Annotated in this window: 21 protein-coding genes, 2 tRNA genes and 1 pseudogene; 13 read left to right on the forward strand and 11 right to left on the reverse strand. The window is 39.7% G+C overall.

The genetic code is table 11. From position 1 onward, the window contains the following. Nucleotides 1–99: 99 nt before the first annotated feature. From MTN97_RS04915 to mnmA, 5 genes are all read right to left on the reverse strand, one after another. A complete protein-coding gene (locus MTN97_RS04915; RefSeq protein WP_248473811.1) occupies nucleotides 100–558 on the reverse strand; it encodes a GNAT family N-acetyltransferase in 459 nt (152 codons plus the stop codon). A 9-nt stretch (nucleotides 559–567) separates the two neighbouring features. Beyond that, the gene (locus MTN97_RS04920) at nucleotides 568–1,710 is read right to left on the reverse strand and encodes a cupin domain-containing protein (protein WP_248473812.1); all 1,143 of its coding nucleotides are present in this window, start codon (nucleotides 1,708–1,710) and stop codon (nucleotides 568–570) included. 80 nt (nucleotides 1,711–1,790) lie between these two features. Next, nucleotides 1,791–3,161: an adenylosuccinate lyase gene (gene purB / locus MTN97_RS04925; RefSeq protein ID WP_069439525.1), complete on the reverse strand. Its 1,371-nt coding sequence runs from the start codon at nucleotides 3,159–3,161 to the stop codon at nucleotides 1,791–1,793. 31 nt (nucleotides 3,162–3,192) lie between these two features. Then, a complete protein-coding gene (gene hflD / locus MTN97_RS04930; protein ID WP_008113587.1) occupies nucleotides 3,193–3,795 on the reverse strand; it encodes a high frequency lysogenization protein HflD in 603 nt (200 codons plus the stop codon). Further along, complete coding sequence (gene mnmA / locus MTN97_RS04935; RefSeq protein ID WP_248473813.1) at nucleotides 3,795–4,895, reverse strand: tRNA 2-thiouridine(34) synthase MnmA; 1,101 nt, start codon at nucleotides 4,893–4,895, stop codon at nucleotides 3,795–3,797. Before mnmA ends, hflD begins: the two co-directional genes overlap by 1 nt. Nucleotides 4,896–5,283: 388 nt before the next feature. On the opposite strand from mnmA, the pseudogene MTN97_RS18100 reads away from it, so the two are divergent. Beyond that, nucleotides 5,284–6,559 (forward strand): annotated as a pseudogene (locus MTN97_RS18100) (diguanylate cyclase). 44 nt (nucleotides 6,560–6,603) lie between these two features. Here MTN97_RS18100 and MTN97_RS04950 read toward each other — a convergent pair. The 6 genes from MTN97_RS04950 to MTN97_RS04975 are packed head-to-tail and all read right to left on the reverse strand — an operon-like array spanning nucleotide 6,604 to nucleotide 9,316. Beyond that, the gene (locus MTN97_RS04950; protein ID WP_248473816.1) at nucleotides 6,604–7,293 is read right to left on the reverse strand and encodes an rRNA large subunit pseudouridine synthase E; all 690 of its coding nucleotides are present in this window, start codon (nucleotides 7,291–7,293) and stop codon (nucleotides 6,604–6,606) included. Beyond that, nucleotides 7,293–7,622 (reverse strand): TusE/DsrC/DsvC family sulfur relay protein, encoded by a 330-nt coding sequence (locus tag MTN97_RS04955; protein ID WP_008112024.1) that lies wholly within the window; start codon nucleotides 7,620–7,622, stop codon nucleotides 7,293–7,295. Before MTN97_RS04955 ends, MTN97_RS04950 begins: the two co-directional genes overlap by 1 nt. Before the next feature lie 3 nt (nucleotides 7,623–7,625). Next, a complete protein-coding gene (locus MTN97_RS04960; RefSeq protein ID WP_028835169.1) occupies nucleotides 7,626–7,892 on the reverse strand; it encodes a DsrH/TusB family sulfur metabolism protein in 267 nt (88 codons plus the stop codon). Next, the gene (gene tusC / locus MTN97_RS04965) at nucleotides 7,889–8,245 is read right to left on the reverse strand and encodes a sulfurtransferase complex subunit TusC (RefSeq protein ID WP_008112028.1); all 357 of its coding nucleotides are present in this window, start codon (nucleotides 8,243–8,245) and stop codon (nucleotides 7,889–7,891) included. Before tusC ends, MTN97_RS04960 begins: the two co-directional genes overlap by 4 nt. After that, nucleotides 8,245–8,595 (reverse strand): sulfurtransferase complex subunit TusD, encoded by a 351-nt coding sequence (gene tusD / locus MTN97_RS04970; protein WP_248473817.1) that lies wholly within the window; start codon nucleotides 8,593–8,595, stop codon nucleotides 8,245–8,247. The genes tusC and tusD overlap by 1 nt, the downstream gene beginning before the upstream one ends. A 55-nt stretch (nucleotides 8,596–8,650) precedes the next feature. Further along, nucleotides 8,651–9,316, reverse strand: coding sequence for a Bax inhibitor-1/YccA family protein (locus tag MTN97_RS04975; RefSeq protein ID WP_008112034.1), 666 nt, complete (start codon nucleotides 9,314–9,316; stop codon nucleotides 8,651–8,653). A 251-nt stretch (nucleotides 9,317–9,567) separates the two neighbouring features. Between MTN97_RS04975 and MTN97_RS04980 the strand changes: the two genes are divergently transcribed. The 12 genes from MTN97_RS04980 (at nucleotide 9,568) to MTN97_RS05035 (ending at nucleotide 22,165) form a co-directional block, all read left to right on the forward strand. Next, a tRNA-Ser gene (locus MTN97_RS04980) sits at nucleotides 9,568–9,658 on the forward strand. Between the two features lie 50 nt (nucleotides 9,659–9,708). Beyond that, nucleotides 9,709–9,799: transfer RNA gene (locus MTN97_RS04985), tRNA-Ser, on the forward strand. Between the two features lie 174 nt (nucleotides 9,800–9,973). Then, nucleotides 9,974–10,354, forward strand: coding sequence for a hypothetical protein (locus tag MTN97_RS04990; RefSeq protein WP_036982550.1), 381 nt, complete (start codon nucleotides 9,974–9,976; stop codon nucleotides 10,352–10,354). A gap of 128 nt (nucleotides 10,355–10,482) precedes the next feature. Then, on the forward strand, nucleotides 10,483–10,941 hold the full coding sequence (locus tag MTN97_RS04995; RefSeq protein WP_248473818.1) for a GAF domain-containing protein: 459 nt from the start codon (nucleotides 10,483–10,485) through the stop codon (nucleotides 10,939–10,941). Continuing rightward, a complete protein-coding gene (locus MTN97_RS05000; protein ID WP_248473819.1) occupies nucleotides 10,941–11,219 on the forward strand; it encodes a hypothetical protein in 279 nt (92 codons plus the stop codon). The genes MTN97_RS04995 and MTN97_RS05000 overlap by 1 nt, the downstream gene beginning before the upstream one ends. Before the next feature lie 16 nt (nucleotides 11,220–11,235). Beyond that, nucleotides 11,236–11,874: an RNA chaperone ProQ gene (gene proQ / locus MTN97_RS05005; protein ID WP_008112041.1), complete on the forward strand. Its 639-nt coding sequence runs from the start codon at nucleotides 11,236–11,238 to the stop codon at nucleotides 11,872–11,874. Between the two features lie 26 nt (nucleotides 11,875–11,900). Further along, the gene (prc, locus tag MTN97_RS05010; protein ID WP_248473820.1) at nucleotides 11,901–13,925 is read left to right on the forward strand and encodes a carboxy terminal-processing peptidase; all 2,025 of its coding nucleotides are present in this window, start codon (nucleotides 11,901–11,903) and stop codon (nucleotides 13,923–13,925) included. 157 nt (nucleotides 13,926–14,082) lie between these two features. Beyond that, on the forward strand, nucleotides 14,083–15,567 hold the full coding sequence (gene nhaC, locus MTN97_RS05015; protein ID WP_409418104.1) for a Na+/H+ antiporter NhaC: 1,485 nt from the start codon (nucleotides 14,083–14,085) through the stop codon (nucleotides 15,565–15,567). A gap of 50 nt (nucleotides 15,568–15,617) precedes the next feature. Then, nucleotides 15,618–18,212 (forward strand): aminopeptidase N, encoded by a 2,595-nt coding sequence (gene pepN, locus MTN97_RS05020; protein ID WP_248473822.1) that lies wholly within the window; start codon nucleotides 15,618–15,620, stop codon nucleotides 18,210–18,212. A gap of 3 nt (nucleotides 18,213–18,215) precedes the next feature. After that, the gene (locus tag MTN97_RS05025) at nucleotides 18,216–18,437 is read left to right on the forward strand and encodes a DUF2835 family protein (protein WP_081762920.1); all 222 of its coding nucleotides are present in this window, start codon (nucleotides 18,216–18,218) and stop codon (nucleotides 18,435–18,437) included. Between the two features lie 253 nt (nucleotides 18,438–18,690). Next, nucleotides 18,691–20,787 (forward strand): DUF1302 domain-containing protein, encoded by a 2,097-nt coding sequence (locus MTN97_RS05030; protein WP_248473823.1) that lies wholly within the window; start codon nucleotides 18,691–18,693, stop codon nucleotides 20,785–20,787. Nucleotides 20,788–20,800: 13 nt separating this feature from the next. After that, nucleotides 20,801–22,165 (forward strand): DUF1329 domain-containing protein, encoded by a 1,365-nt coding sequence (locus MTN97_RS05035; protein WP_008112052.1) that lies wholly within the window; start codon nucleotides 20,801–20,803, stop codon nucleotides 22,163–22,165. Nucleotides 22,166–22,281 lie beyond the last annotated feature (116 nt).

A 22,281-nucleotide genomic window follows, 5' to 3' on the forward strand; every position in this document is an offset into this window, starting at 1 on the left:
CAAGGGTGATAAGAAAGAAGCCGAATAAGTACCCCTATAAAAGAAAATGCCAGTCAGTTCTTAACTGACTGGCATTAAGCCAAATGGCTCGCTTTATTGTTAATGCACTAAAGTAAATGGTCGAGTTTCAAAGCATGCAATAGGGCACTGCATACGTTGCCTTGGGATACCTGCTTCCATAAAGACGTGGCCTTGCACAGTAAACCCATTATTTTTGAATCGTTCTACTTCGTTTAAAATACAATTAATACTGATTGCTTCAATACCTTGCTCCGCTGCTAATTTAACAATGAAATTAAGCAGTGACTTATAAACATTGCGGTTGCGATGCTGTGGCAATACGGCGATTCTTCCAATTAAACCATCATTACATAATCGACCTGTGGCAACAGGTGAGTGCATATTATCGGTGACCAGAATATGTTGAGCGAGTGCATCTAAGTTGTCAAATTCAATACTTTTAGGAATATGTAATTCATATACAAACACTCGCTCCCTTATATATTGCAGATGGCTTTTTTCACTTTGCCAATCAACTTTGTCAACGGTATAAACCATGACCTCCTCCTAGCTAAACCAAATACCCTCATTAACCAGTGTAGTAAAAGTTTCGATAAAATCTAGGCTAGGTGTGGTTGCATTAAGCACGCTACTATCAAATTCAATAAAATCAGTAAGCTGTTTTACCGCTTCTAAATCAGATAAGGGTAAAGCGTAGTTTTCGCCATTGATACTTAGAAGTAACTCTGCATCCATACATTGATAAATAGCACGTGTGCCCCCTAAACGCTCAAATGTTACTTGGTTTTCAAGCAGTTGTTGTATTTGTGCGACACTAAATGGGTCTTCTTCAGGGGCTAAGTCCATATCATGCTTAGGTTGGCTAAGGGTGTTACCTAACCAGTGTTTAAATAAACTCTCGTCTTCAAGCAATGCTTGCATTAACGTTTTTACTTTATCGACTTCGCTTTGGGTTAGCTCACCTTTGGAATCACGCAGGGCGAGGGTATGGTCGGTATACCTTTTTTGGCCGCTTTCTGTGTCGATAATATGATCAGCAAAACTTGAAAGTAAATCTTGCTGATTAGGTGCTCTAAAACCGACTGAATAGTTGAGTGCATTTTCAACCGCATAGCCTTCATGGGGACAACCGGGTGGTATATATAAAATATCACCGGGCTCTAAAATACAATCAATCACAGCACTAAAAGCTTCAACTTGCAGTAATGTTTTATTTTGGGCAAATTGTTTTAGTGTTGGGTCGGGTAATCCTACCCGCCAATGGCGTTTACCTTCACCTTGAATAATAAATACATCGTATTGGTCTAGATGTGGGCCAACACCGCCACCTGGGGTTGAGTAGCTGATCATCAAATCATCTATGCGCCAATTTGGTATAAAGCGAAAAGGTTCAAGTAACTGAGCAGCCTCTGGGTGCCAATGATCCACTGCTTGCACGAGTAGCGTCGAATGCTGATCAGTGAGTATTTCAAAATCGTCAAATGGCCCCTGATGCGATTGCCATTGTTGGTTGTGGTTAGTAATAATGCGCGATTCTATGCTGTCTTCCATAGCAAGGCCTGCGAGTTCATTCGCATCAAGTGGGTCTTGAAAATCTTTAAAACCAGCTTTGATCAACAGTGGTTTTTTTTGCCAATATTGACTTAAAAACGCTTGCTCTGATAATTCATTTATTTTTAATTGATACATAGAATGCCTATAACGTTAAGACCTAAATGAAAAAAGCGAAAGGCAGGTACCTTTCGCTTTGTATTAGTAGATTTGAGTGATTAAACTAAATCATCAATAAACTCAACAGCGCGACCAATGTAGTTAGCCGGCGTTAGTTTTTTCATTTCAATTTTTGCAGCTTCTGGTAGGTCTAAACCATCGATGAAATCAGCCATAATTTCTTGATTTACACGTTTACCACGGGTTAAATCTTTTAGCTTTTCATATGGTTTTTCAATGCCGTATTTACGCATAACGGTTTGAATTGGCTCAGCGAGAAGCTCCCAGTTTTGGTCAAGCTCATCTGCTAAACGTTGCTCGTTCACTTCAAGTTTGCTTACACCTTTAAGGGTTGATTGGTATGCAATTACCGCATAACCCATACCTACACCTAAGTTACGTAATACGGTTGAGTCAGTTAAATCACGTTGCCAGCGAGACACAGGTAGTTTTTGTGCTAAATGACCAAAGATAGCATTGGCTAAGCCTAAGTTACCTTCTGAGTTTTCAAAATCAATTGGGTTAACTTTGTGTGGCATAGTAGATGAGCCAATTTCACCGGCAATAGTTTTTTGCTTAAAGTGATTAAGTGCAATGTAGCCCCACATGTCGCGGTCAAAATCGAGCAAAATAGTATTAAAGCGTGCAATTGCATCAAAAAGTTCTGCAATGTAATCATGCGGTTCAATTTGCGTAGTAAACGGGTTGAGAGTTAAACCTAGGCTAGTTACAAACTTATCGGCGTGGGTATGCCAATCGTAGTCAGGGTATGCACTAAGGTGTGCATTGTAGTTACCCACAGCACCGTTTACTTTACCTAGCATTTCTACTTGTGCAATTTGGTCACGTTGACGCTTTAAACGCATGTAAACATTTGCAAACTCTTTACCCATAGTTGAAGGCGTTGCAGGCTGTCCATGTGTACGAGTCATCATAGGAATGGCTTTGTACTCAATTGCTTTTTCTTTAATAGCGCTTAATAACTCATCACAGTAAGGTAAAACGACGTTGTTACGCGCTTCACTTAACATTAAACCATGAGATAGGTTATTAATATCTTCAGAGGTACAGGCAAAGTGAATAAATTCATTAATTGCGTGTAGCTCAGCATTATCAGCTACTTTTTCTTTTAGTAAATACTCTACGGCCTTAACATCATGGTTTGTCGTGCGTTCGATGTCTTTAACTCGCTGAGCATCAGCTTCACAGAAGTTATCTACAATGGCATTCAACAGCGCATTCGCTTCGTCGCTAAAAGCGGGGACTTCTTTAATCTCGCTTGCTGCAGCTAACGCTTGCAACCAACGCACTTCAACGGTTACGCGGTATTTGATTAATCCAAATTCGCTAAAAATACTGCGTAGTTCAGTGGTTTTGCTGCCGTAGCGACCATCAACCGGAGAGATAGCCGTTAACGCTGAAAGCTCCATAATAACTCCTAAATTTTAGTTTGAACGATAATTAAATTTTTGTTTTAGCTATGGCGAGAATTTTTCTTTTTGCAAAAAAGAAATGACGACGTTTGCCGCCCATTTGTCGCCATAATACTGCACTGCGAATTCCGGCTAAAAGTAATGCGCGGATTTTATTTTGCGTGAGCTGCTGTTTTAATAACTCGGGTTTACCATAAACCTGAATTCGGTGCCCAAGGGGGCTTAGCACCGACGAGTATATATCTGCTAAACCGGCAACAACACTGTCATCGGTAATAGCAAAATGGTCTAAACGACGATGAATATCATCAATACGTTTACCTAATTCATTGAGGCTTTTACTGTTAGCACTAAGCGCACGCTCTAACTGCATTAAACCACCCACATATTTGACTATTTCTACATCTTTTTGAGCACCGGCACTCAGTTGTGCCATCAATGTTTTATAGCCATCACGTAAGTTATGCTCACCTTGATACACATCTTCAGGGGAAGCTGGCGAGGTTTGCACAATACTCGATAATAAAATCGATAAATCTTGTTCATCAGCGCGACCATATTGAGCAACCTTCTGAACTTGCTTGGCCACTTGACACATGGCTGCAAGCGCCATGACTTGGTGTTGATTCATTATTTGATCACCGAGTCAATAATACCGCCACCTAAACATACTTCATTAGCGTAAAATACCGCAGATTGTCCTGGGGTTACCGCTTTTTGTGGCTCATCAAATAATACGCGTGCCATACCATCTTCACCGACTAACAAGGTACAGCTTAGGTCTTCTTGGCGGTAGCGTGTTTTTACGGTGCAACGAGTAGTTCCTTGAGGACCAACACGATCTACCCAGTGTAATTGGTTGGCATTTAGGCCATTACTGTAAAGGCGAGGGTGATTTTTACCTTGGCCCACAATCAATACATTGCGTTCAACATCTTTGTCTACAACATACCAAGGTTCGCCTGAGCCCTCTTTCATACCACCAATTAACAAGCCTTTGCGCTGACCTAAGGTGTGGTACATCAAGCCTTCATGTTCACCAACGTTGTTACCATCTGTGTCTTCAATAACACCAGGTTGAGCAGGTAAGAATTTTTGTAAGAAATCTTTAAATTTACGCTCGCCAATAAAACAAATGCCGGTGCTGTCTTTTTTATTATGGGTAATTAAATCTTGCTCTTCAGCAATACGGCGCACTTCTGGCTTGGCAATATCTCCCACAGGGAACAGCGTTTGCGCGATGTGTTCATGACTCAATGTGTACAAAAAGTAGCTTTGATCTTTATTATCATCTAGGCCACGGCACATAACATATTTATCATCTCTGAGCTCACGACGTACGTAGTGGCCCGTTGCTATATAGTCAGCACCAAGTGCTTGAGCCGCAAATTCTAAAAAGGCTTTAAATTTAATTTCTTTGTTACACATGATGTCTGGGTTAGGTGTGCGACCAGCTTTGTACTCAGCTAAAAAGTATTCGAATACGTTGTCCCAGTATTCTGCTGCAAAGTTAACGGTATGAAGTTCAATACCTAATTTGTCACAGACAGCTTGGGCATCTTTTAAATCTTCAGCGGCAGCGCAATATTCATCATTGTCATCTTCTTCCCAATTCTTCATAAACAAGCCTTCTACTTGGTAGCCTTGTTGTTTTAATAAATATGCAGATACAGAAGAATCAACACCGCCGGACATACCAACGATGACTTTAATGTGACTATTTTCGCTCATGAATAATTTCGCTTATACAGATTACTGTTAACTTGGAAAGGCCGCGATTATAGCATGTATTTTGTAAGTGCTTAAAGAGAGGAAGGGCTATTGAATAGATTTTGTTGCTTTTTTTTATGTTGGTTAGGGATGATTTACTCTTTGTTAGTCGATTTTTACTTAGCCGATTTGATTACACATTTTGCGGTGCTTTTGCGGTGCTATTATAGCCCCTTTGTTTGAACACATTTTAATTTGCAAAGAACAACAGGTCCAAGATGTCAGGCCTTTAAATTATAAACACTCATTTAAGTTAAAAATGATGAGTAAATGTTGTTTATTTAAGGTGTTAGTACTACTTATTGAATATCAGAGAGCGTATTTATAATATAGTCAATGGAATGAATATATGAATTATGCTTCTCAAGCACAAAAGGTAAAATCTTACGTTGTTGAGTTATCAAAAAAAGGTACAGCGCGATGATTGCTTAGTAGCAGAACAATTACCACATAACGTTAAAGAATCAGCTTACCAACTGTTTTATCAAACCATTAGGGTTCCTCGTCCTTACCGCTTTGAAGAACCCAACCCTATTTCAGCGCTATTTAGACTCATTGAACATTCTTTAGACTTTATTAATCCCTTTCAACAAGTCATTTTAAAGCAGCTAAAAAAGTGGTGGTTAGAATGGCATTTTGTTGCCACTATGAATGCTTCTCTTGAAATGAAACACGTTGAACAGCAGCGTTTTGTTAGTAGTGCAACTGAACATCCAATGCGAAAACATGAGCTGAGCCATTATGCAAAATTATTTACTATTTTGCCTTTGCCCGTGTGTAATGTTTGTATGGTAACCGGCGATATTTTAAAGCTTAATCAACGCTTTGTAGATGTATTTGGTTATACAATTGATGATATTCCTAATTTAAAACAGTGGTGGAAGGTCGCGTATCCTGAGCCTAGTTATAGAGAGTCTGTTCAAACGATGTGGGGTGAATCTTTAGCGCAGGCAAATAAAAATAATGACGATATTCCCGCTAATGACTATCAAATTGTATGTAAAGATGGTTCGAAAGTGATAATGCAAGTGTCAGGTATTAGTGTAGAAAGTGAATTTATTGCTGTATTTAACGATGCGACGGAGCGTTTGAAAACCTAAGAGATACTCAGCGATATGGCCTTTTTAGACTCATTGACTAAAATTGCCAACAGACGCCGTTTTGACGAAAAATTACATGCTGAATTTAAAAAACTGATAAAAGTAAATACTCAACTTTCTATGATCATTATTGATATAGATAATTTCAAAAAATTTAATGATAGGTATGGTCATGTTGCCGGAGATAAGTGTTTACATAGCGTAGCGCAAAAGCTGGCAGAAACAGTCAGTCGTCCTGAGGACTTTGTAGCGCGCTATGGCGGAGAAGAGTTTGTTGTTTTACTCCCTCAAACAGATGATCAAGGTGCGCTCTTTATTGCAGAACAAATACAAAAATCTATTGAAGATTTAGCGATAGCTCATGAAGATAGTTTTACTGGCTTTCTCTCTGTGAGTATGGGAGTTCATACGGTAAAACATGGCGAAAAAACTAACCATGTCGATTTCTTTAAAGCAACGGATAGTGCGCTGTATTATGCAAAAAAGCAGGGCAGAAATTGTATTGCCTTAGGAAGGCATGAATAACACAGCATGTTTAACCTTTGCTTTTAATACCAGATAAGCAAAGGTTAACGTAAAGTATTACTGTTGGTTAGTGGTCCACTGATTTTATATTGACCTGTTTCAATTCCATCGAGTGTGTATTTACCAATACTATAGCGAATTAACCGTAACGTTGGGTGGCCAATGTGTGCGGTCATTCGTCGAACTTGACGGTTTTTCCCCTCGTTTATAGTGATACTCAACCAAGATGTTGGAATTGATTTACGTTCTCTCACTGGGGGAGTGCGTGGCCAAAGCGCTGGTTCATCGATTAATTTTACCTGTGCAGGTAAGGTTAATCCATCTTTGAGTTCGACCCCTTGACTGAGCGCATCAATAGATGCTTCTGTAGGCACCCCCTCAACTTGTACCCAGTACGTTTTGTTGGTTTTTTTACCAGGAGCGGTTAAGGTATTTTGTAATTTCCCGCAATTGGTCAATAATAACAAGCCTTCACTGTCTCTGTCTAAGCGACCCGCAGCATAAACATCTTTAATAGGAATAAAATTAGCCAGTGTTTGTCTATTTTGCTCGTCTGTAAATTGGCAAAGGACATCATAAGGTTTGTTAAATAAAATAACTTTTTTATCGCTTTGGGCTATCTGTGGCTTAATTGCTCTTTTTATCGGGCTCTTTTTTACAGCACTGCGCGAATATGTACGACCTGTATTGCGTTTACTTGTTGCAGATGACGTGTTTTTAGCTTTTTGTTTCATTAAATACACCGTGCAGGTTTAGGTAAGCCCGCAATTTTAGTGGCTTGTTTGGCCGGTCCCTTTGGAAAAAGTTTATACAAGTACATGCTATTACCTTTATCCTCACCGAGCGCTTTAGCCATCGCTTTGACTAACATTCTAATTGCCGGGCTGGTGTTGTATTCAAGATAAAATGCGCGCACAAAGTTAACAACTTCCCAATGCTGTTCGGTTAATATAATGCTTTCATGTTGTGCAATAACATCGGCCAATTCTTTAGACCAATCAGTATGATCTAGCAGGTAACCTTGCTTATCTGTGTCTATTGTTTGATTATTAAATTCCAACATAAATCACCAAGTAATTGATTGTTTAGATGATAAACTTAGGGTAACGAACTCATCATAGCTAATCGCTTTATCATTCAAATTTAAAGAGATACCACGCGCCGCTGCATCGTCCTTTAAAATATAAAGCGAATCGGCAAATTGTCTGTATTGCCCTTTAGCAAAACAGGCATCACCCACTAATAAAACCGAGTCTGTTAGCATAATCAGATTATCGAGACTGTTTGCACTGTAGTAATTCAGTGGTTTTGAAAATATATGTAAAGTGCTCATAGCGTTACCACGTGCTGCTGATTTTGAATTAACTGTTTTTGGGCATTAAAGTTAACGGTTTTTACTTCAATAAGTAGCTCATTTTTACTTAAACCGTAGTCAATGAGTGACTTCTCACACACGTAGATATTGTCAACATCATATATTTCTAGGGTTTTAATATTTTTAAAAAAATCTTTAAGCCCCAAACTATTCGGGCTTTGATTTTTTTTAAGAGCTAGCACCGCAGGACCGCTAAACAACCAACTTATATTTTGATCAACTGCGGCAAAAATAAGCGTCATATCGAGTGCATCGCGAATATGCATGTCATCAAATGGGCTTGATTGACTAATAACGAGTACATTAATCATTAAAATTGTATCCATTTATCTGCTTCACTGGCTAACATAGCAAATTCAGCTAGGCCCGCTACAGCGAATACACCAGTATTTTGCATATCTAAGCCACGCTTTTCAGCTGCCGTAACGCACAGCATTAAATTAATATTTTTGTCGGCTAGCTGTTGCCAAAGTGAGGATAAATTGAGCTCATCTGAGGCAAGTTCAAAATGCGTAGAAGCATGATAGATAGCATCTTGGTATAAAAATATTGCATCAATACTATGCCCTTGTGCTAAACAGGCGTGAGCAAATTTAACAATACGCTGTGTGGTATCGTGATCCGATGGTGGAGTATGTAAAGAAAGTACAAAGCGTGCCAAAACTATTCCAATAAAAAAGCCCCAATAAAGGGGCTATTTTAACAGAACTATTTAATTAGTCATTATTTGCGCCAAGTAACGCAAGTAAAGACGTAAATAAGTTATAAACGCTCAGGTATAAAGAAACCGTTGCGCGGATATAATTCGTTTCGCCGCCATTAATGATTCTGCTCGTATCGAACAAAATTAGGCCAGACATGATTAATACCACGGCTGCGTTTAGTACCATAAACATTAAAGAGCTACCTAGGAAAATATTTACAATACTTGCCACGATAACCACAATTAAGCCCACAGTTAAAAAACCACCCATAAACGAGAAATCTTTTTTAGTGTTAAGTGCATAAGCAGATAAACCAAAGAAGATTAACGCTGTAGAACCTAGCGCTTGCATAATTAGCATAGGGCCATTAGGTAATTGCGCATAGTGATTAAGGAGTGGGCCTAAACCAGCGCCCATTAATCCTGTAAACGCAAACACCCAAAATACACCAGATGCTGTGTCGGCTTTTTTGTTTACAACAAAAAGAAGGCCAAACGAAACCAGAGTGAACACTAGTCCCATGAAATAAGGTAATTGCAGTGCCATTGAAATGCCAGCGGTGACGGCACTAAATGCAAGTGTCATTGCAAGTAGAAAATAAGTGTTTTTAAGCACTTTGTTTGTTTCAATGGTCGACATTACCGGCTTTGCAGTATTGTACGATTGATTAAATGCCATTGTAGAGCTCCTGTAAGTGAAACTAATTAGTTCCTGTAATTTAACTAAAATTAGATTATCAACTCTTATATGTTTGGGCAAACCTTTGTAGATCAATAGACAATTAAATTTAAATAAAAGTTCACTCGGCGTATAGGAATTGCTCTTTTGCTTTATGTTTAAACAAATTAGTTGTTTTTTAATCACTCGAACAAATAATTGAAAAAAAAGCTTCACAAAGCCCATGGGTTTCCCTATTATTCAGGCCGTGCGGAGAGATGGCAGAGTGGTCGAATGCACCGGTCTTGAAAACCGGCAGGGGTTTATAGCCCCTCTAGGGTTCAAATCCCTATCTCTCCACCACCTTATTAAAACACTATGAATACTCTCTTACTTGTAGTTTATGCACTTTCGGAGAGATGGCAGAGTGGTCGAATGCACCGGTCTTGAAAACCGGCAGGGGTTTATAGCCCCTCTAGGGTTCAAATCCCTATCTCTCCACCATTATATTAAAGCCCGCTTATTAGCGGGCTTTTTTGTGTCTAATTTTCGCTATACCTAACCTCAAAACCAAGTATATTTAGTTAAAAAATACGACCATAGTCTCTATTTATAAGCTACAGCGCTTAGGGCATGCTAAGAAGTAAGATTTATGCTTGTGTATTTAAGGTTCTTACTATGAAACATCAACTTGCTAAAAGCGTCGCACTTTCATTATTATCTCCTGTTTTAATCGGCAGTATGCTAGGAATATATTACGCATTGACTATGCGTGGTGACGCGGTGTCTATCTTTTTAGGGCTGTTGATGACGGCCATTGCTAATGCCCACATTGTAGGGTTAACAATGGCTGCGTTTGTGGTGCCAGGCTACTTACTTATGTTTAAGTATTCTAAGGTGAATTATTCTGGGGTATTAACACTTGGCTTACTGGGTGGCGCTATTTTTAGCTATCTGCTTAGTGCGACTACTGGTGAGATATTTTTAATCAATAGTGTGATGTCGGGATTTGCTGCAGGACTGTTTTTATGTGGCTTGCGTAAATCGGTACAAAGCTAATTGCAGAATATTTAATCAAGTGTGTCGTAAAACTATGTAATTTCCTTTTTTTTACCCGCAAAAGGTTTCAATTTTTAGTGACAAAGAGTACCTTTAGCTACTGTATGTTTAATAAGAAGTAGTTTGGTATGCAAAAGCACGATTTTTACCAGTCATTAGTTAAGCAAACTGAATCGCTGATAGGCGGTGAATCAAACATAATTGCCAATATGGCAAATATTAGCGCGCTGTTATTTACCTCTTTAGAAGATGTGAATTGGGCGGGCTTTTATTTTATGGATTCACCAACTGAATTGGTACTTGGTCCATTTCAAGGCAATCCAGCTTGTATTCGTATTCCGGTAGGAAAAGGGGTATGTGGCACTGCTGCGGCAACCAAGCAAACCCAATTAATTTCAGATGTGCATGCGTTTGACGGTCATATAGCCTGTGATTCGGCGTCAAATTCTGAAATAGTTGTACCTATCATGAAAAATGGCTGTGTATTTGCGGTACTTGATATAGATAGCCCAAGTATTGGCCGATTTGATACTGATGATCAAGCAGGACTTGAAGCACTTGTAAAATGCTTAGAGGCTAGCCTGTAATGAAAGATTTGCTAAATGTTCAAGATTACCTATTCGCCGTTCAAGATGTAGGTGATTGGGAAGGTGAAGAAGAACATGTAGCGGAAACGCTCAATGCTTTGATTCACATGGCCTGGGATCGTCTACCTGATGATTTAGACTGTGATTCAATTGATGAAATTATAAATGGTATTTGGGAACATTTACGTGGTGATATGGCTGTGATTGAAACTGACTTTGAAGAGTTAGTTGATTGGAGCATCCACTATGTTGATTCTGCCCTTGATGAAAAGATGTGATTAAATAGGTTCTAAAATGGAAACCACAAACAAGCTAAAAGATATTAATGAAGTATTGGAGTTCTTATATCAAGAATTTCCACAATGTTTTAAACAAAAAGAAGGCATTCAGCCGCTTAAAGTAGGTATCTTTAAAGATATCGCTGAGCGTATTGAAGGGTCTGAAAAAGTTAGTAAAACACAAGTACGCCAAGCACTTAGAAAATACACATCTAACTGGCGTTATCTTGAAGCGGTTACTAAATCTGAGTTCCGTATTGATCTTGACGGAAATCAAGGCGAGAAAGTTGAGCAAGAGCATATCGACCACGCACAAAAAGCGTTGGAAGAAAGCCGTGCTAAAATGGCAAAGCGCAAAAAGCAGCAACGCCCACGTCAAGACTCAGATGCAAAATCTTTTAAGAAGAAGCCAGCGCATTCAGCTAAAAATCCATCAGCTGCAGCAAAACCTGCTAAAGCCGCTGCGCCTAAGCGTTCAGGAAAAGTTGAACCTTTACCTGCAGGCGAGGTCAAGGTTAATAACAAGGTTAAAGTTAAACTTGGCCAAGCACTTGTTAATGCAGTAATCACTGAAGTAAACAAAGACGATGTTCATGTTGAACTAGTGACAGGTATGCAAGTAAAAACCAAAGCCGACAGCTTATACATTATTTAAGTTGCGAAAAAATTAAGGAGTTGTGTATGAGTAAAAAGTTTACGCTCATTCCGTTAGTTGCTGCGCTGTTTTCAGGTTCGTTATTTGCTGCAGTAGAGCCGGTAACATTAGAAGACTTACCCTTGTTAAAACAAGAAAGTCAGCACGGTACAGCCAGCAAACGAGTGGCTAATCTATTTACTCGTTCACATTACACACCCGTTCGATTTAACGATGAGCTTTCGAGTAAAGTATTTGATCGTTACATCGAATCCCTTGATTTTAATAAAAGCGTGTTTTTAAAAAGCGATATAGACTCATTTGAACGATATCGTAACCGTTTTGATAACGCGCTTCTTAGCGGCCAGTTAGGGTTTACGTTTGATATTTTCAACTTAAGCCTTAAACGCCGTTTTGAACGTTATGAATTTTCACTGTCACTACTTGAAAACGAAATGACGTTTGACGAAGAAGATGAATATTTTTATGACCGCGAAGATTCACCGTGGGCAATTACCCAAGCTGAGCTTGATGAAATTTGGCGCGAACGGGTAAAATATGATGCACTGCGTTTAAAAATGACTGGCAAAGATTGGCCAGGCATTAAAGAGGTGTTGACTAAGCGCTATAAAAACGCAGAAAAACGCCTTGTTCAGTCAAAATCTGAAGACGCATTTCAAATTGTAATGAACTCGCTAGCACGCAGTATTGAAGCGCATACTTCATACTTGTCACCTCGACGTGCTGAACAATTTAAAATGGACATGGACTTAGAGCTTGAGGGGATTGGCGCAGTATTAACGCCTGATGAAGACTACACGGTTATTCGTAGTCTAGTTCCAGGAGGCCCTGCAGACAAATCTGAGCAGATTAAAGCCGATGATCGCATTATTGGTGTTGCTCAAGAGGGCGAAGAGTTTGTTGATGTTATTGGTTGGCGTTTAGATGACGTGGTTGATCTTATAAAAGGGCCTAAAGGCACTAAAGTACGTTTACAATATTTAAAGGGTGCTGATGCTCACGGTACGCCAAAGGTAGTTGAGATTACCCGTGATAAAATTCGTCTGGAAGACCGAGCAGCAAAATCAGAAGTATTTGAAGCCAGCTATTCGGATCTAACCAGTAAGATTGGAGTAATTGAAATCCCTGGTTTTTACAACAACCTTTCTAAAGATGTAAAAGTAGAACTTGCTAAATTAAAAGAGCAAAAAGTTGACGGTATTATTATAGACCTACGTCAAAATGGCGGTGGTTCGCTCTATGAAGCGACGCAATTGTCAGGCTTGTTTTTTGATCAAGGCCCAGTGGTACAAATTCATACATTAAATAATCGCATTGAAGAGCAAAAAGACCGTGATGGCATTACCTATTACGATGGCCCACTGACGGTACTTGTTGATAGATACAGCGCGTCTGCATCTGAAATATTTGCAGCGGCAATGCAAGACTATGGCCGCGCAGTTATCATAGGTGAACAAACCTTTGGTAAAGGTACTGTGCAGCAGCATAAAGGCCTCGCACGCGCTTATGATTTATACGATAACCCGCTAGGCAGTGTGCAATACACCATTGCTAAGTTTTACCGTATCAACGGCGGCAGTACGCAGCATAAAGGTGTGATCCCAGATATTACGTTCCCATCTGCCATTGACCCAGCTGAGTGGGGCGAAAGCAAACAAGACAATGCATTGCCATGGGATAGCATAGTAAAAGCACAGTATAAACAAATAGGGCGTTTAGATCCGGTCATCAGTCATCTTGAAAAACAACATGATCAGCGAATTAAAACAGAGCCTGAATTTAATTATGTATTTGAAGATATTACCCGTTACAACGAAGAAAAAGATCGTAAAACGATTTCTTTAGTTGAGAAAAAACGTATTAAAGAAAAAGAAGAAAATGAGGCGCGTGCATTAGCTCGTACTAACGAGCGTTTAAAACGTTTAGGTAAAGAGCCAGTAGAAAACCTTGACGATGTACCAGAGGTGATTGAAAAGCTCGACCCATTCCTTGAAGAAGCGGCACTAATAACGCAAGATTATATTAGATACGGTCGTATGGCTAAGCGCTAATTAAGGCTTTGCTCGTTAAAAAAAGGCGCTTAGGCGCCTTTTTTACTATCGATAATTTGCTAAATTGTTATAATCGCGGATTACCAAAAGTTGAGCTAGATCAACACTGCTCAATAAATGCGCGTACGTGCTAATAAAAATAATCAACATGCATCGAATGTGTGTAGGAGTCTATATTTTGAAGCCCATTGAAGAAAAACCACTTAAAAGTGCCACACTTTTTGATGCACTCATTCCAATTGCTGTATTAATTTGTTTGTTAGGTGCCGCCGTGTACTTATTTGGCGATGATTCATCATCAGGCCCGAATCAAATTGCATTACTGTTTGCAACTTTTGCTGCAGCACTGATTGGTTTAAAAAATGGCTACACATGGAAAAAATTAGAAGATGCTATGATTGAGGGAATTACCTTGTCTCTTAGCGCTATTTTAATTTTACTCATGGTGGGGGCACTTATCGGAACATGGTTATTATCAGGAACGGTTCCGACCTTAATTTATTACGGCTTACAAATTATCAACCCTAGCTGGTTTTACGCCGCGAGTTGTTTAATTTGTGGCATTGTAGCAATGAGTATTGGTAGTTCGTGGACCACGGCAGCGACCATAGGTGTCGCATTACTTGGCGTTGCTTCTGGACTTGGCCTAGAGCCGACAGTTACCGCCGGTGCAGTTATATCAGGCGCTTACTTTGGCGACAAGCTTAGCCCATTGTCAGAAACAACTAATTTAGCACCGGCTGTTGCTGGCGCTGATTTATTTGAACACATTCACCATATGTTATGGACAACTGTTCCAAGCTTTGTGATTGCATTAATCATTTTTGTATTTATGGGCTTCAATGCCACTGCGGCAGGCGAGTCGGGTCAAATTGATGAAATAACATCAATTCTTCAACAAAACTTTAATATTGGTTTAGAAATGTTGGTGCCTTTAATTGTGTTACTAGTCTTAGCAATAAGAAAAATGCCAGCGTTTCCGGCTATTTCTATTGGCGCTGTAATAGGGGCTGTATGGGCATTGTTATTTCAATCTGATTTAATTGCTAACCAAATAGATATGACTCAAGGCGAGTTTGTTGGTTACTTTAAACTGGTTTGGACCACCTTTTTTGACGGTTTTACTATTAGTACCGGTGATGAAAAAATGAACTCGTTGCTCAGTGGCGGTGGCATGTCAGGCATGCTAACAACCACATGGTTGATCATGACGGCACTTATGTTTGGTGCGATTATGGAAAAAACGGGTCTACTTGATATATTTGTTAAAAGTATTCTTAAAATCGCAAAAAGTACCGGTTCATTAATTGCCTCAACTATTGCTACTTGTATTGGTACCAATATTATCGCAGCAGATCAGTATATTGCTATTGTTGTACCCGGGCGTATGTTTAAAGAAGAATATAAAAAGCGCGGGTTAAAGCCGGTTAATTTGTCACGCACACTAGAAGATGGTGGCACAATTACCAGCCCGCTCATACCATGGAATACCTGTGGTGCGTATATGCAAAGTGTCCTATTAATCAATCCGTTTGATTATGCACTTTATGCATTTTTCAACCTTATAAATCCTTTCTTAGCCGTTATTTATGCTTACTTAGGTATTAAGATACTGCGTATCAAGCCTAAGCAAACGGCTTAATTTAAGTAGCTCCTTTTATCACTAAAAGGGGCTATTTTTTTGGAGTGATCATGACTGAACTACAAAAACCTCAAGCAGAATATTTAAAAGACTATAAAGCCCCCGATTTTTCAATCGAGCATACTGAGCTGACTTTCGACTTACAGCCATTAACGACTCAAGTAAATGCTTTATTAACGCTTAAACGCGTGGGTGATTCAAATGCGCCTCTGGTATTAGATGGTATTGACTTAACCCTGATCTCTTTATCGATTGACGGTGCAGAGCTCACAGATTATAAAATTATAAATCAGCAATTAATCATTAATAATCTGCCTGATGAATGTCAGCTAAGCATAGTGACGCAAACTTCACCGCAAACAAACACATCACTTGAGGGGTTGTACTTATCGGGAGGCGCTTATTGTACTCAATGTGAAGCGCAAGGGTTTAGAAAAATAACTTACTACATGGATCGTCCTGATGTACTTTCAACTTTTGATGTCACTATTATTGCCGATACGGCATTCCCGCATTTACTCTCAAATGGTAACCAAGTAGACAGTGGCGAAACGCAAGATGGGCGTCATTTTGTAAAATGGCAAGATCCGTTCAAAAAGCCAAGTTATTTGTTTGCTTTAGTGGCAGGGGACTTTGATGTTTTACACGATAAATATACAACTCGCAGTGGTAAAAACGTCACCTTAGCGTTATTTGTCGATAAAGGAAATTTACCAAAAACAGAGCATGCTATGACGTCGCTTAAAAAAGCGATGGCTTGGGATGAGTCACGTTTTAATTTAGAGTATGACCTTGATATTTATATGATTGTAGCCGTTGATTTTTTCAATATGGGAGCAATGGAAAATAAAGGGTTAAACATTTTCAACAGCAAATGTGTACTGGCAAATCAAGAAACGGCAACTGATAAAGATTACCACACCATTGAGTCTATTGTTGGCCACGAGTACTTTCATAACTGGACCGGAAATCGTGTAACTTGTCGTGATTGGTTTCAGCTGTCTTTAAAAGAAGGTTTAACGGTATTTAGAGATCAAGAGTTTAGCAGTGATTTGGGCTCTCGTGCGCTAAATAGAATTGACGCGGTAAAAGTGATGCGCACTCATCAATTTAGCGAAGATGCCGGCCCAATGGCACACCCAATACGCCCAGAAAAAGTCATCGAAATGAATAATTTTTACACCGTTACTGTGTATGATAAAGGGGCTGAAGTTATTCGTATGATGCATACATTGTTGGGTGAGGAAAACTTCCAAAAAGGCATGACACTGTATTTTCAGCGTCATGATGGCCAAGCGGTTACCTGCGATGATTTTGTTGCGGCAATGAGTGATGCATCATCAATTGATTTATCACAATTTAAGCGTTGGTATAATCAGTGTGGTACACCCCGTTTAAACGTCACCAAAGCGTATGATGAAAGTGCGCAAATCTTCACGCTCACTATAGAGCAACTTGCGCCACTGAATCAGCCTGATAATGCGATGTTACATATTCCTTTTGCAATTGAACTTTTAGATCAGCAAGGCCAAAGTATTGCATTGCAATACCAAGGTAAAAAGGTTGATAGCGTATTAAATGTTACTCAAGCTAAACAAACATTTCATTTTGATAATATTGAACACAGTCCAACCGCTGTGTTGCTAGAAGATTTTTCAGCACCGTGTATTTTGAATCAACAGATCACTGAAGCTGATTTATTACATATCATGCGTTTTGCACGCAGTGACTTTTCACGCTGGGATGCACAACAACAATTATTTATTAATGCACTCAAGGCAAACGTTATTTCAGCTAGTATTGCACCACTAAGCGATGCCGTTATTGATGCACTTAGGGTGCTAATATCGCAACGAGAGGGTGATTTAGCGCTGATTGCTGAGCTGTTAAAACTGCCTAGTTTTGATACTTTAGCTGCGGAGTTTGACGTTATTCCGGTTGATGACATTATTGCCAATATTGAGCTATTCGAACAACAAATTGCCAAACAACTATATACTGAGTTTTTAAGTTGTTATCAGGCTATCACCGATGATGGTAGTGTGAGTGCCCAAGCGGTGGCTATTCGCGCTTTAAAACAACTTTGCTTGCACTATTTAGCTAAAACAGACAGTACTGAGGCGGCAAGCTTAATTGAGCAGGCAGCGGCATCAACAAATATGACTAATGTGCTTGGCGCACTGAGCAGTGTGGTTAAAGCTGCGCACCCATTATCAAATAAATTACTCGCGCACTTTGACAGCCAATGGCGCCATGATGTGCTAGTAATGGATAAATGGTTTGCTCTACAAGCAATGAACAGCGCTGATGATGCCATTGAGAAAATTAAGGCCTTGTATACACATCCATGTTTTGATTTTTCAAATCCGAATCGAGTTCGTGCATTAGTGGGGAGTTTTTCGCACTTTAATACCGCACAATTTCATCGCTTAGATGGTCAAGGTTATACATTACTTGGCGATTTATTAATTAAGCTTAATGCGATTAACCCGCAAAATGCATCACGTATGTTAACACCGTTTATGTCATGGCGCCGCTATGATGAAACCCGTGCCAGTGCAATGAAAGCGCAATTAGAGCGCCTTTCGAATTTAGAAGGGTTAAGCGATGATTTATTTGAAAAGGTTGAAAAAGCCTTACAATAAATGATGATAGAACATTATTTTTATATAAATTTGGGCTATAACGAGTGCATGGATTATTACCATGGCCGGTATAGCTCTATTCAAGTAACAGCTGATAGCGGCAAAACAATTCGTTTTGCTGCGCATTATCTTCGGCCCTTCATGTCTAGTTTAGGTATTCGTGGTCGGTTTAGACTTATTTTAAGTAATGAAAACAAGTTCATCCGTCTCGAACGAGTAGCCTAGCTGTTGTTTTTTGTGATATAGATATACATAAATATTGCCTTTTTGTTAATTTCGATTTGTTCTATTGTTAATTTACGTGTATAAATTATCTGGTATGACGTCTTACCAATACGTAAACGTTAAACAAATAAAAAACTTATAACTGATTGAAGGCGACCATTTGTAATTTGTTTAATTCGCTTCTATCGTTACGATTACACTAAAAACAATAACTTGATCACACAAAAAATACCCGCGACAGGGGGGAACCAAAATGATAAGAAGATCGCTTTTTGTTAAAAATAAAATAGTACTCGGCTTAACAGCTGCGGCTATCGGTTTATCAGCAGCACAGACACAGGCTGCAACATTTGAGGTAGGCGGTTTTGATATCGCTTTCGACTCTACTTTTTCTTATGGGCAAAGTATTCGCGTAGAAGACCGTGACTTTAACCTCATTGGTAAAAGTAATAACCCATCTTTCGATTGGACTGGCTATAACCCAGCAATCAATACAATTTATTCATCTCAAGATGTCTGGGCTCAACCGGGCTCTTATTCAAATAATGGGGATGCAGGCGATTTAAACTTTAATAGCAGCGAAACTTTTTCAAAGCTATTAAAAGGCACGCATGACCTATCAATAAGTAAAGATAACTACGGCTTATTTACGCGTTTTATGTATTTTTATGATTTTGAATTAATGGACGGCGATCGTGCCTACGTTAATCCAACATCAGGTCAGGGTGTAGATCCGTGTGATGATGATGATACTAAAGAGCAAAGCTGTGCTGACATTCGTCTACTTGATGCGTATGTGTGGGCAAACTTTGATTTAAATGAAGGCAAAAACCCGCTTTCTATTCGAGTTGGTCAACAAGTGGTTAACTGGGGGGAAAGTACATTAATCTCTCATGGTATTAACGTAAACCCGGTTGATATTGACCGATTAAAAGCACCAGGTGCTGAACTAAAAGAAGCGTTTATTCCGGTTGGTATGTTGTGGGCCTCATTAGGGCTTACAGAAAACATGACCTTAGAGGGCTTTTATCAATACCAATGGCATGAAACACGTTTACCTGCAGCAGGGACTTATTTTTCTACCAATGATTTTGCGGCTGAAAACGGTTATCAACAAAATGTACAGCTTGGTTTTACTTCAAACCCTGATATTGACTTAGCGTTTTTAACAGATAACTTGAATAACCTGATGGCAACTTATGGCCAAGTGGCTGCGAGCCAAGGTATTGACCCTTCAAGTGCAGCTGGACAACAATTACTGGCCAATATGTACTTAGCGTACCCAACTAAGGTTGCCCTTAAAGGTAAAGGCTATGATGGAAAAACAGAGCCAGATGATGGCGGTCAATATGGTCTGCGCTTAGGTATGTTTTTGCCAGAGTGGAACGATACAGAAGTGGCACTTTATCATGTAAATTATCACAGCCGCCGTCCACTTATTTCGGGCCGCGTATCTAATTTCACGCAAGCATCATTGCAACAAGATTTAGCCATGATTGCCACCACTGAAATTACCTCTGATAACGTCTCTGACCTAACAGCATTTGCTAAAGCGACAAACGAATACCCTGAAGATATTAAACTATATGGTTTGAGTTTTAATACCTCGCTGGGTGAAACTGCGTTTGCAGGTGAATTCACTTTCCGTGAAGACGAACCACTACAAATCGATGACGTAGAATTACTTTATGCAGCTATGCCTGAGCAATTAGCGATTGCCGGCTTACGCCCTGAATTTGCGGGTATTTCGCAAATGAGTAAAGGTGATGCTGCAAGTGTTGTAGGTCCAGGCGAGCTAGCTAAAGGTTACATTGAACGTAATACTTCACAGCTACAGTTTACGGCCACGCATTTATTTGGCCCGTCATTAGGTGCTGATAGCTGGGCAGTTGTCGGTGAAATTGGTGGTGTTCGAATCAACAATATGCCTGAATACGATGAAATACGTTTAAATGTTTCTGGTACTGGTCGAAGCGGTATTATGCAAGGCCCAGGTAGTTCAGATTATTCTGCATTGCATATGGCTTTATCAAATGGTCCTGAGCAAAAATCGTTTGCTACGGCGTCGTCTTGGGGTTATCGCTTAATTGCCAAAGGTGATTACTTTAATATTTACAATGGTATTAACTTCTCACCTCGTTTTGTGTTCTCGCATGATGTTAATGGTAATACGCCTGATCCAATGTTCTTATTTATTGAAGATCGTAAGTCACTAGGTGCTACTATGAGCTTTAATTACCAAAATGCATGGTCTTTAGATGTAAGTTACAACTCATTTTGGGGTGGTGGCGACACCAACACTTTCTCTGACCGAGATTACGTTTCTTTTAACTTAAAATATTCTATCTAGGGGTAACATTATTATGATTAAAAAACCTACCCTCATTGCTACAGCGTTTTGTAGTTTGTTTGCAAGTCACACAGCACTGGCTAAAATTAGTCCAGAAGAAGCTGCGCGTCTAGGTAAAGACCTAAGCCCAATTGGGGCAGAAAAAGCAGCTAATGCAGATGGTTCAATCCCAGCGTGGAACGGCGGTATTACTGCTGCACCAGCAGGCTATGAGCCAGGTATGCACCACTTAGACCCTTACGCAACTGATGAAGTATTGTTTACTATAGATAAAAGCAATATTGATAAGTACAAAGAAAATTTAAGCCCAGGGCAAATAGCATTATTTGAAGCGTACCCAGATACGTTTAAAATGCCTATTTACAAAACACGTCGTTCAGCATCATACCCACAGTTTGTATACGATGCGACAAAGAAATTTGCTACTACAGCTGAATTAGTTGAAGGCGGTAACGGGATTAAGAACACAGCAATTGGTATTCCATTTCCAATTCCTAAAACAGGTTTAGAAGCAATTTGGAACCATTTACTTCGCTATCGTGGTCAATCAATTGAGCGCTTCGGTGGTCAAGCAGCGCCAACAGCATCGGGGTCGTACAACTATGTTGGCTTTGATGAGCAACTCTTAGTTAAATATTCTGATCCAAGTGCAACGCCGGCTGAACTACAAGACTCTAATATTTTGTTTAAGTTTAAACAGCAAGTGACAGAGCCAGCACGTTTGGCAGGTACGGCGTTGTTAGTACATGAAACCATGGATCAAATATTAACACCACGTCAAGCGTGGACGTATAATTCAGGTCAGCGTCGTGTTCGTCGTGCACCTAATGTAGCGTATGATGCTCCGGGGACAGCAGCAGATAGCTTACGTACTACCGATGATTTTGACATGTTTAACGGCTCACCAAATCGTTATAACTGGACGCTAAAAGGCAAGCAAGAGCTTTACATCCCATACAATAGCTACAAGCTTCACAGCGATAAGCTAACCTATGATGATATTTTAAAGCCTGGCCACATCAATCCAGAGCATACACGTTATGAAAAGCATCGTGTGTGGGTTGTTGAAGCGAACTTAAAAGATGACACGCGCCATATTTATAAAAAACGTGTGTTCTACATTGATGAAGACAGCTGGCAAGTACATGTTACCGATATATACGATAATCGCGACCAACTGTATCGTGTAGCAATGGCTTATGGCCTTAACTACTACGAAGTACCGACTCAGTGGAGTACGCTTGAGGTTTACCACGACCTTAACTCACGTCGCTACTTAGCCATTGGTTTAGATAACCAAGAAAAGATGTATGATTTTTCTCAGTCATTTAATGATAATGAGTTCACATCGAGCGCTTTACGTCGCGCTGGCAGATAGTATAAAAGCAGGCACCTAGTTTCCTAGGTGCCTTTTTTCTTTCACATCGCGTTTGTCTATTAACGCACAGGTTTTCCTCTTTATAACAGACAAACAAATCCTCAGTTCAAGGCGAA

The sequence above is a fragment of the Pseudoalteromonas sp. 2CM36K genome, from assembly GCF_023161865.1.
In the GTDB taxonomy this organism is placed as follows: domain Bacteria; phylum Pseudomonadota; class Gammaproteobacteria; order Enterobacterales; family Alteromonadaceae; genus Pseudoalteromonas; species Pseudoalteromonas tetraodonis.

What these genes read in the sequence shown, in the direction of transcription:
- MTN97_RS04915 (WP_248473811.1), bottom strand. Translation starts at nt 558, where the DNA reads ATGGTTTATACCGTTGACAAAGTTGATTGGCAAAGTGAAAAAAGCCAT.
- MTN97_RS04920 (WP_248473812.1), bottom strand. Translation starts at nt 1,710, where the DNA reads ATGTATCAATTAAAAATAAATGAATTATCAGAGCAAGCGTTTTTAAGT.
- purB (WP_069439525.1), bottom strand. Translation starts at nt 3,161, where the DNA reads ATGGAGCTTTCAGCGTTAACGGCTATCTCTCCGGTTGATGGTCGCTAC.
- hflD (WP_008113587.1), bottom strand. Translation starts at nt 3,795, where the DNA reads ATGAATCAACACCAAGTCATGGCGCTTGCAGCCATGTGTCAAGTGGCC.
- mnmA (WP_248473813.1), bottom strand. Translation starts at nt 4,895, where the DNA reads ATGAGCGAAAATAGTCACATTAAAGTCATCGTTGGTATGTCCGGCGGT.
- MTN97_RS04950 (WP_248473816.1), bottom strand. Translation starts at nt 7,293, where the DNA reads ATGAAACAAAAAGCTAAAAACACGTCATCTGCAACAAGTAAACGCAAT.
- MTN97_RS04955 (WP_008112024.1), bottom strand. Translation starts at nt 7,622, where the DNA reads ATGTTGGAATTTAATAATCAAACAATAGACACAGATAAGCAAGGTTAC.
- MTN97_RS04960 (WP_028835169.1), bottom strand. Translation starts at nt 7,892, where the DNA reads ATGAGCACTTTACATATATTTTCAAAACCACTGAATTACTACAGTGCA.
- tusC (WP_008112028.1), bottom strand. Translation starts at nt 8,245, where the DNA reads ATGATTAATGTACTCGTTATTAGTCAATCAAGCCCATTTGATGACATG.
- MTN97_RS04975 (WP_008112034.1), bottom strand. Translation starts at nt 9,316, where the DNA reads ATGGCATTTAATCAATCGTACAATACTGCAAAGCCGGTAATGTCGACC.
- MTN97_RS04990 (WP_036982550.1), top strand. Translation starts at nt 9,974, where the DNA reads ATGAAACATCAACTTGCTAAAAGCGTCGCACTTTCATTATTATCTCCT.
- MTN97_RS04995 (WP_248473818.1), top strand. Translation starts at nt 10,483, where the DNA reads ATGCAAAAGCACGATTTTTACCAGTCATTAGTTAAGCAAACTGAATCG.
- MTN97_RS05000 (WP_248473819.1), top strand. Translation starts at nt 10,941, where the DNA reads ATGAAAGATTTGCTAAATGTTCAAGATTACCTATTCGCCGTTCAAGAT.
- proQ (WP_008112041.1), top strand. Translation starts at nt 11,236, where the DNA reads ATGGAAACCACAAACAAGCTAAAAGATATTAATGAAGTATTGGAGTTC.
- prc (WP_248473820.1), top strand. Translation starts at nt 11,901, where the DNA reads ATGAGTAAAAAGTTTACGCTCATTCCGTTAGTTGCTGCGCTGTTTTCA.
- nhaC (WP_409418104.1), top strand. Translation starts at nt 14,083, where the DNA reads ATGTGTGTAGGAGTCTATATTTTGAAGCCCATTGAAGAAAAACCACTT.
- pepN (WP_248473822.1), top strand. Translation starts at nt 15,618, where the DNA reads ATGACTGAACTACAAAAACCTCAAGCAGAATATTTAAAAGACTATAAA.
- MTN97_RS05025 (WP_081762920.1), top strand. Translation starts at nt 18,216, where the DNA reads ATGATAGAACATTATTTTTATATAAATTTGGGCTATAACGAGTGCATG.
- MTN97_RS05030 (WP_248473823.1), top strand. Translation starts at nt 18,691, where the DNA reads ATGATAAGAAGATCGCTTTTTGTTAAAAATAAAATAGTACTCGGCTTA.
- MTN97_RS05035 (WP_008112052.1), top strand. Translation starts at nt 20,801, where the DNA reads ATGATTAAAAAACCTACCCTCATTGCTACAGCGTTTTGTAGTTTGTTT.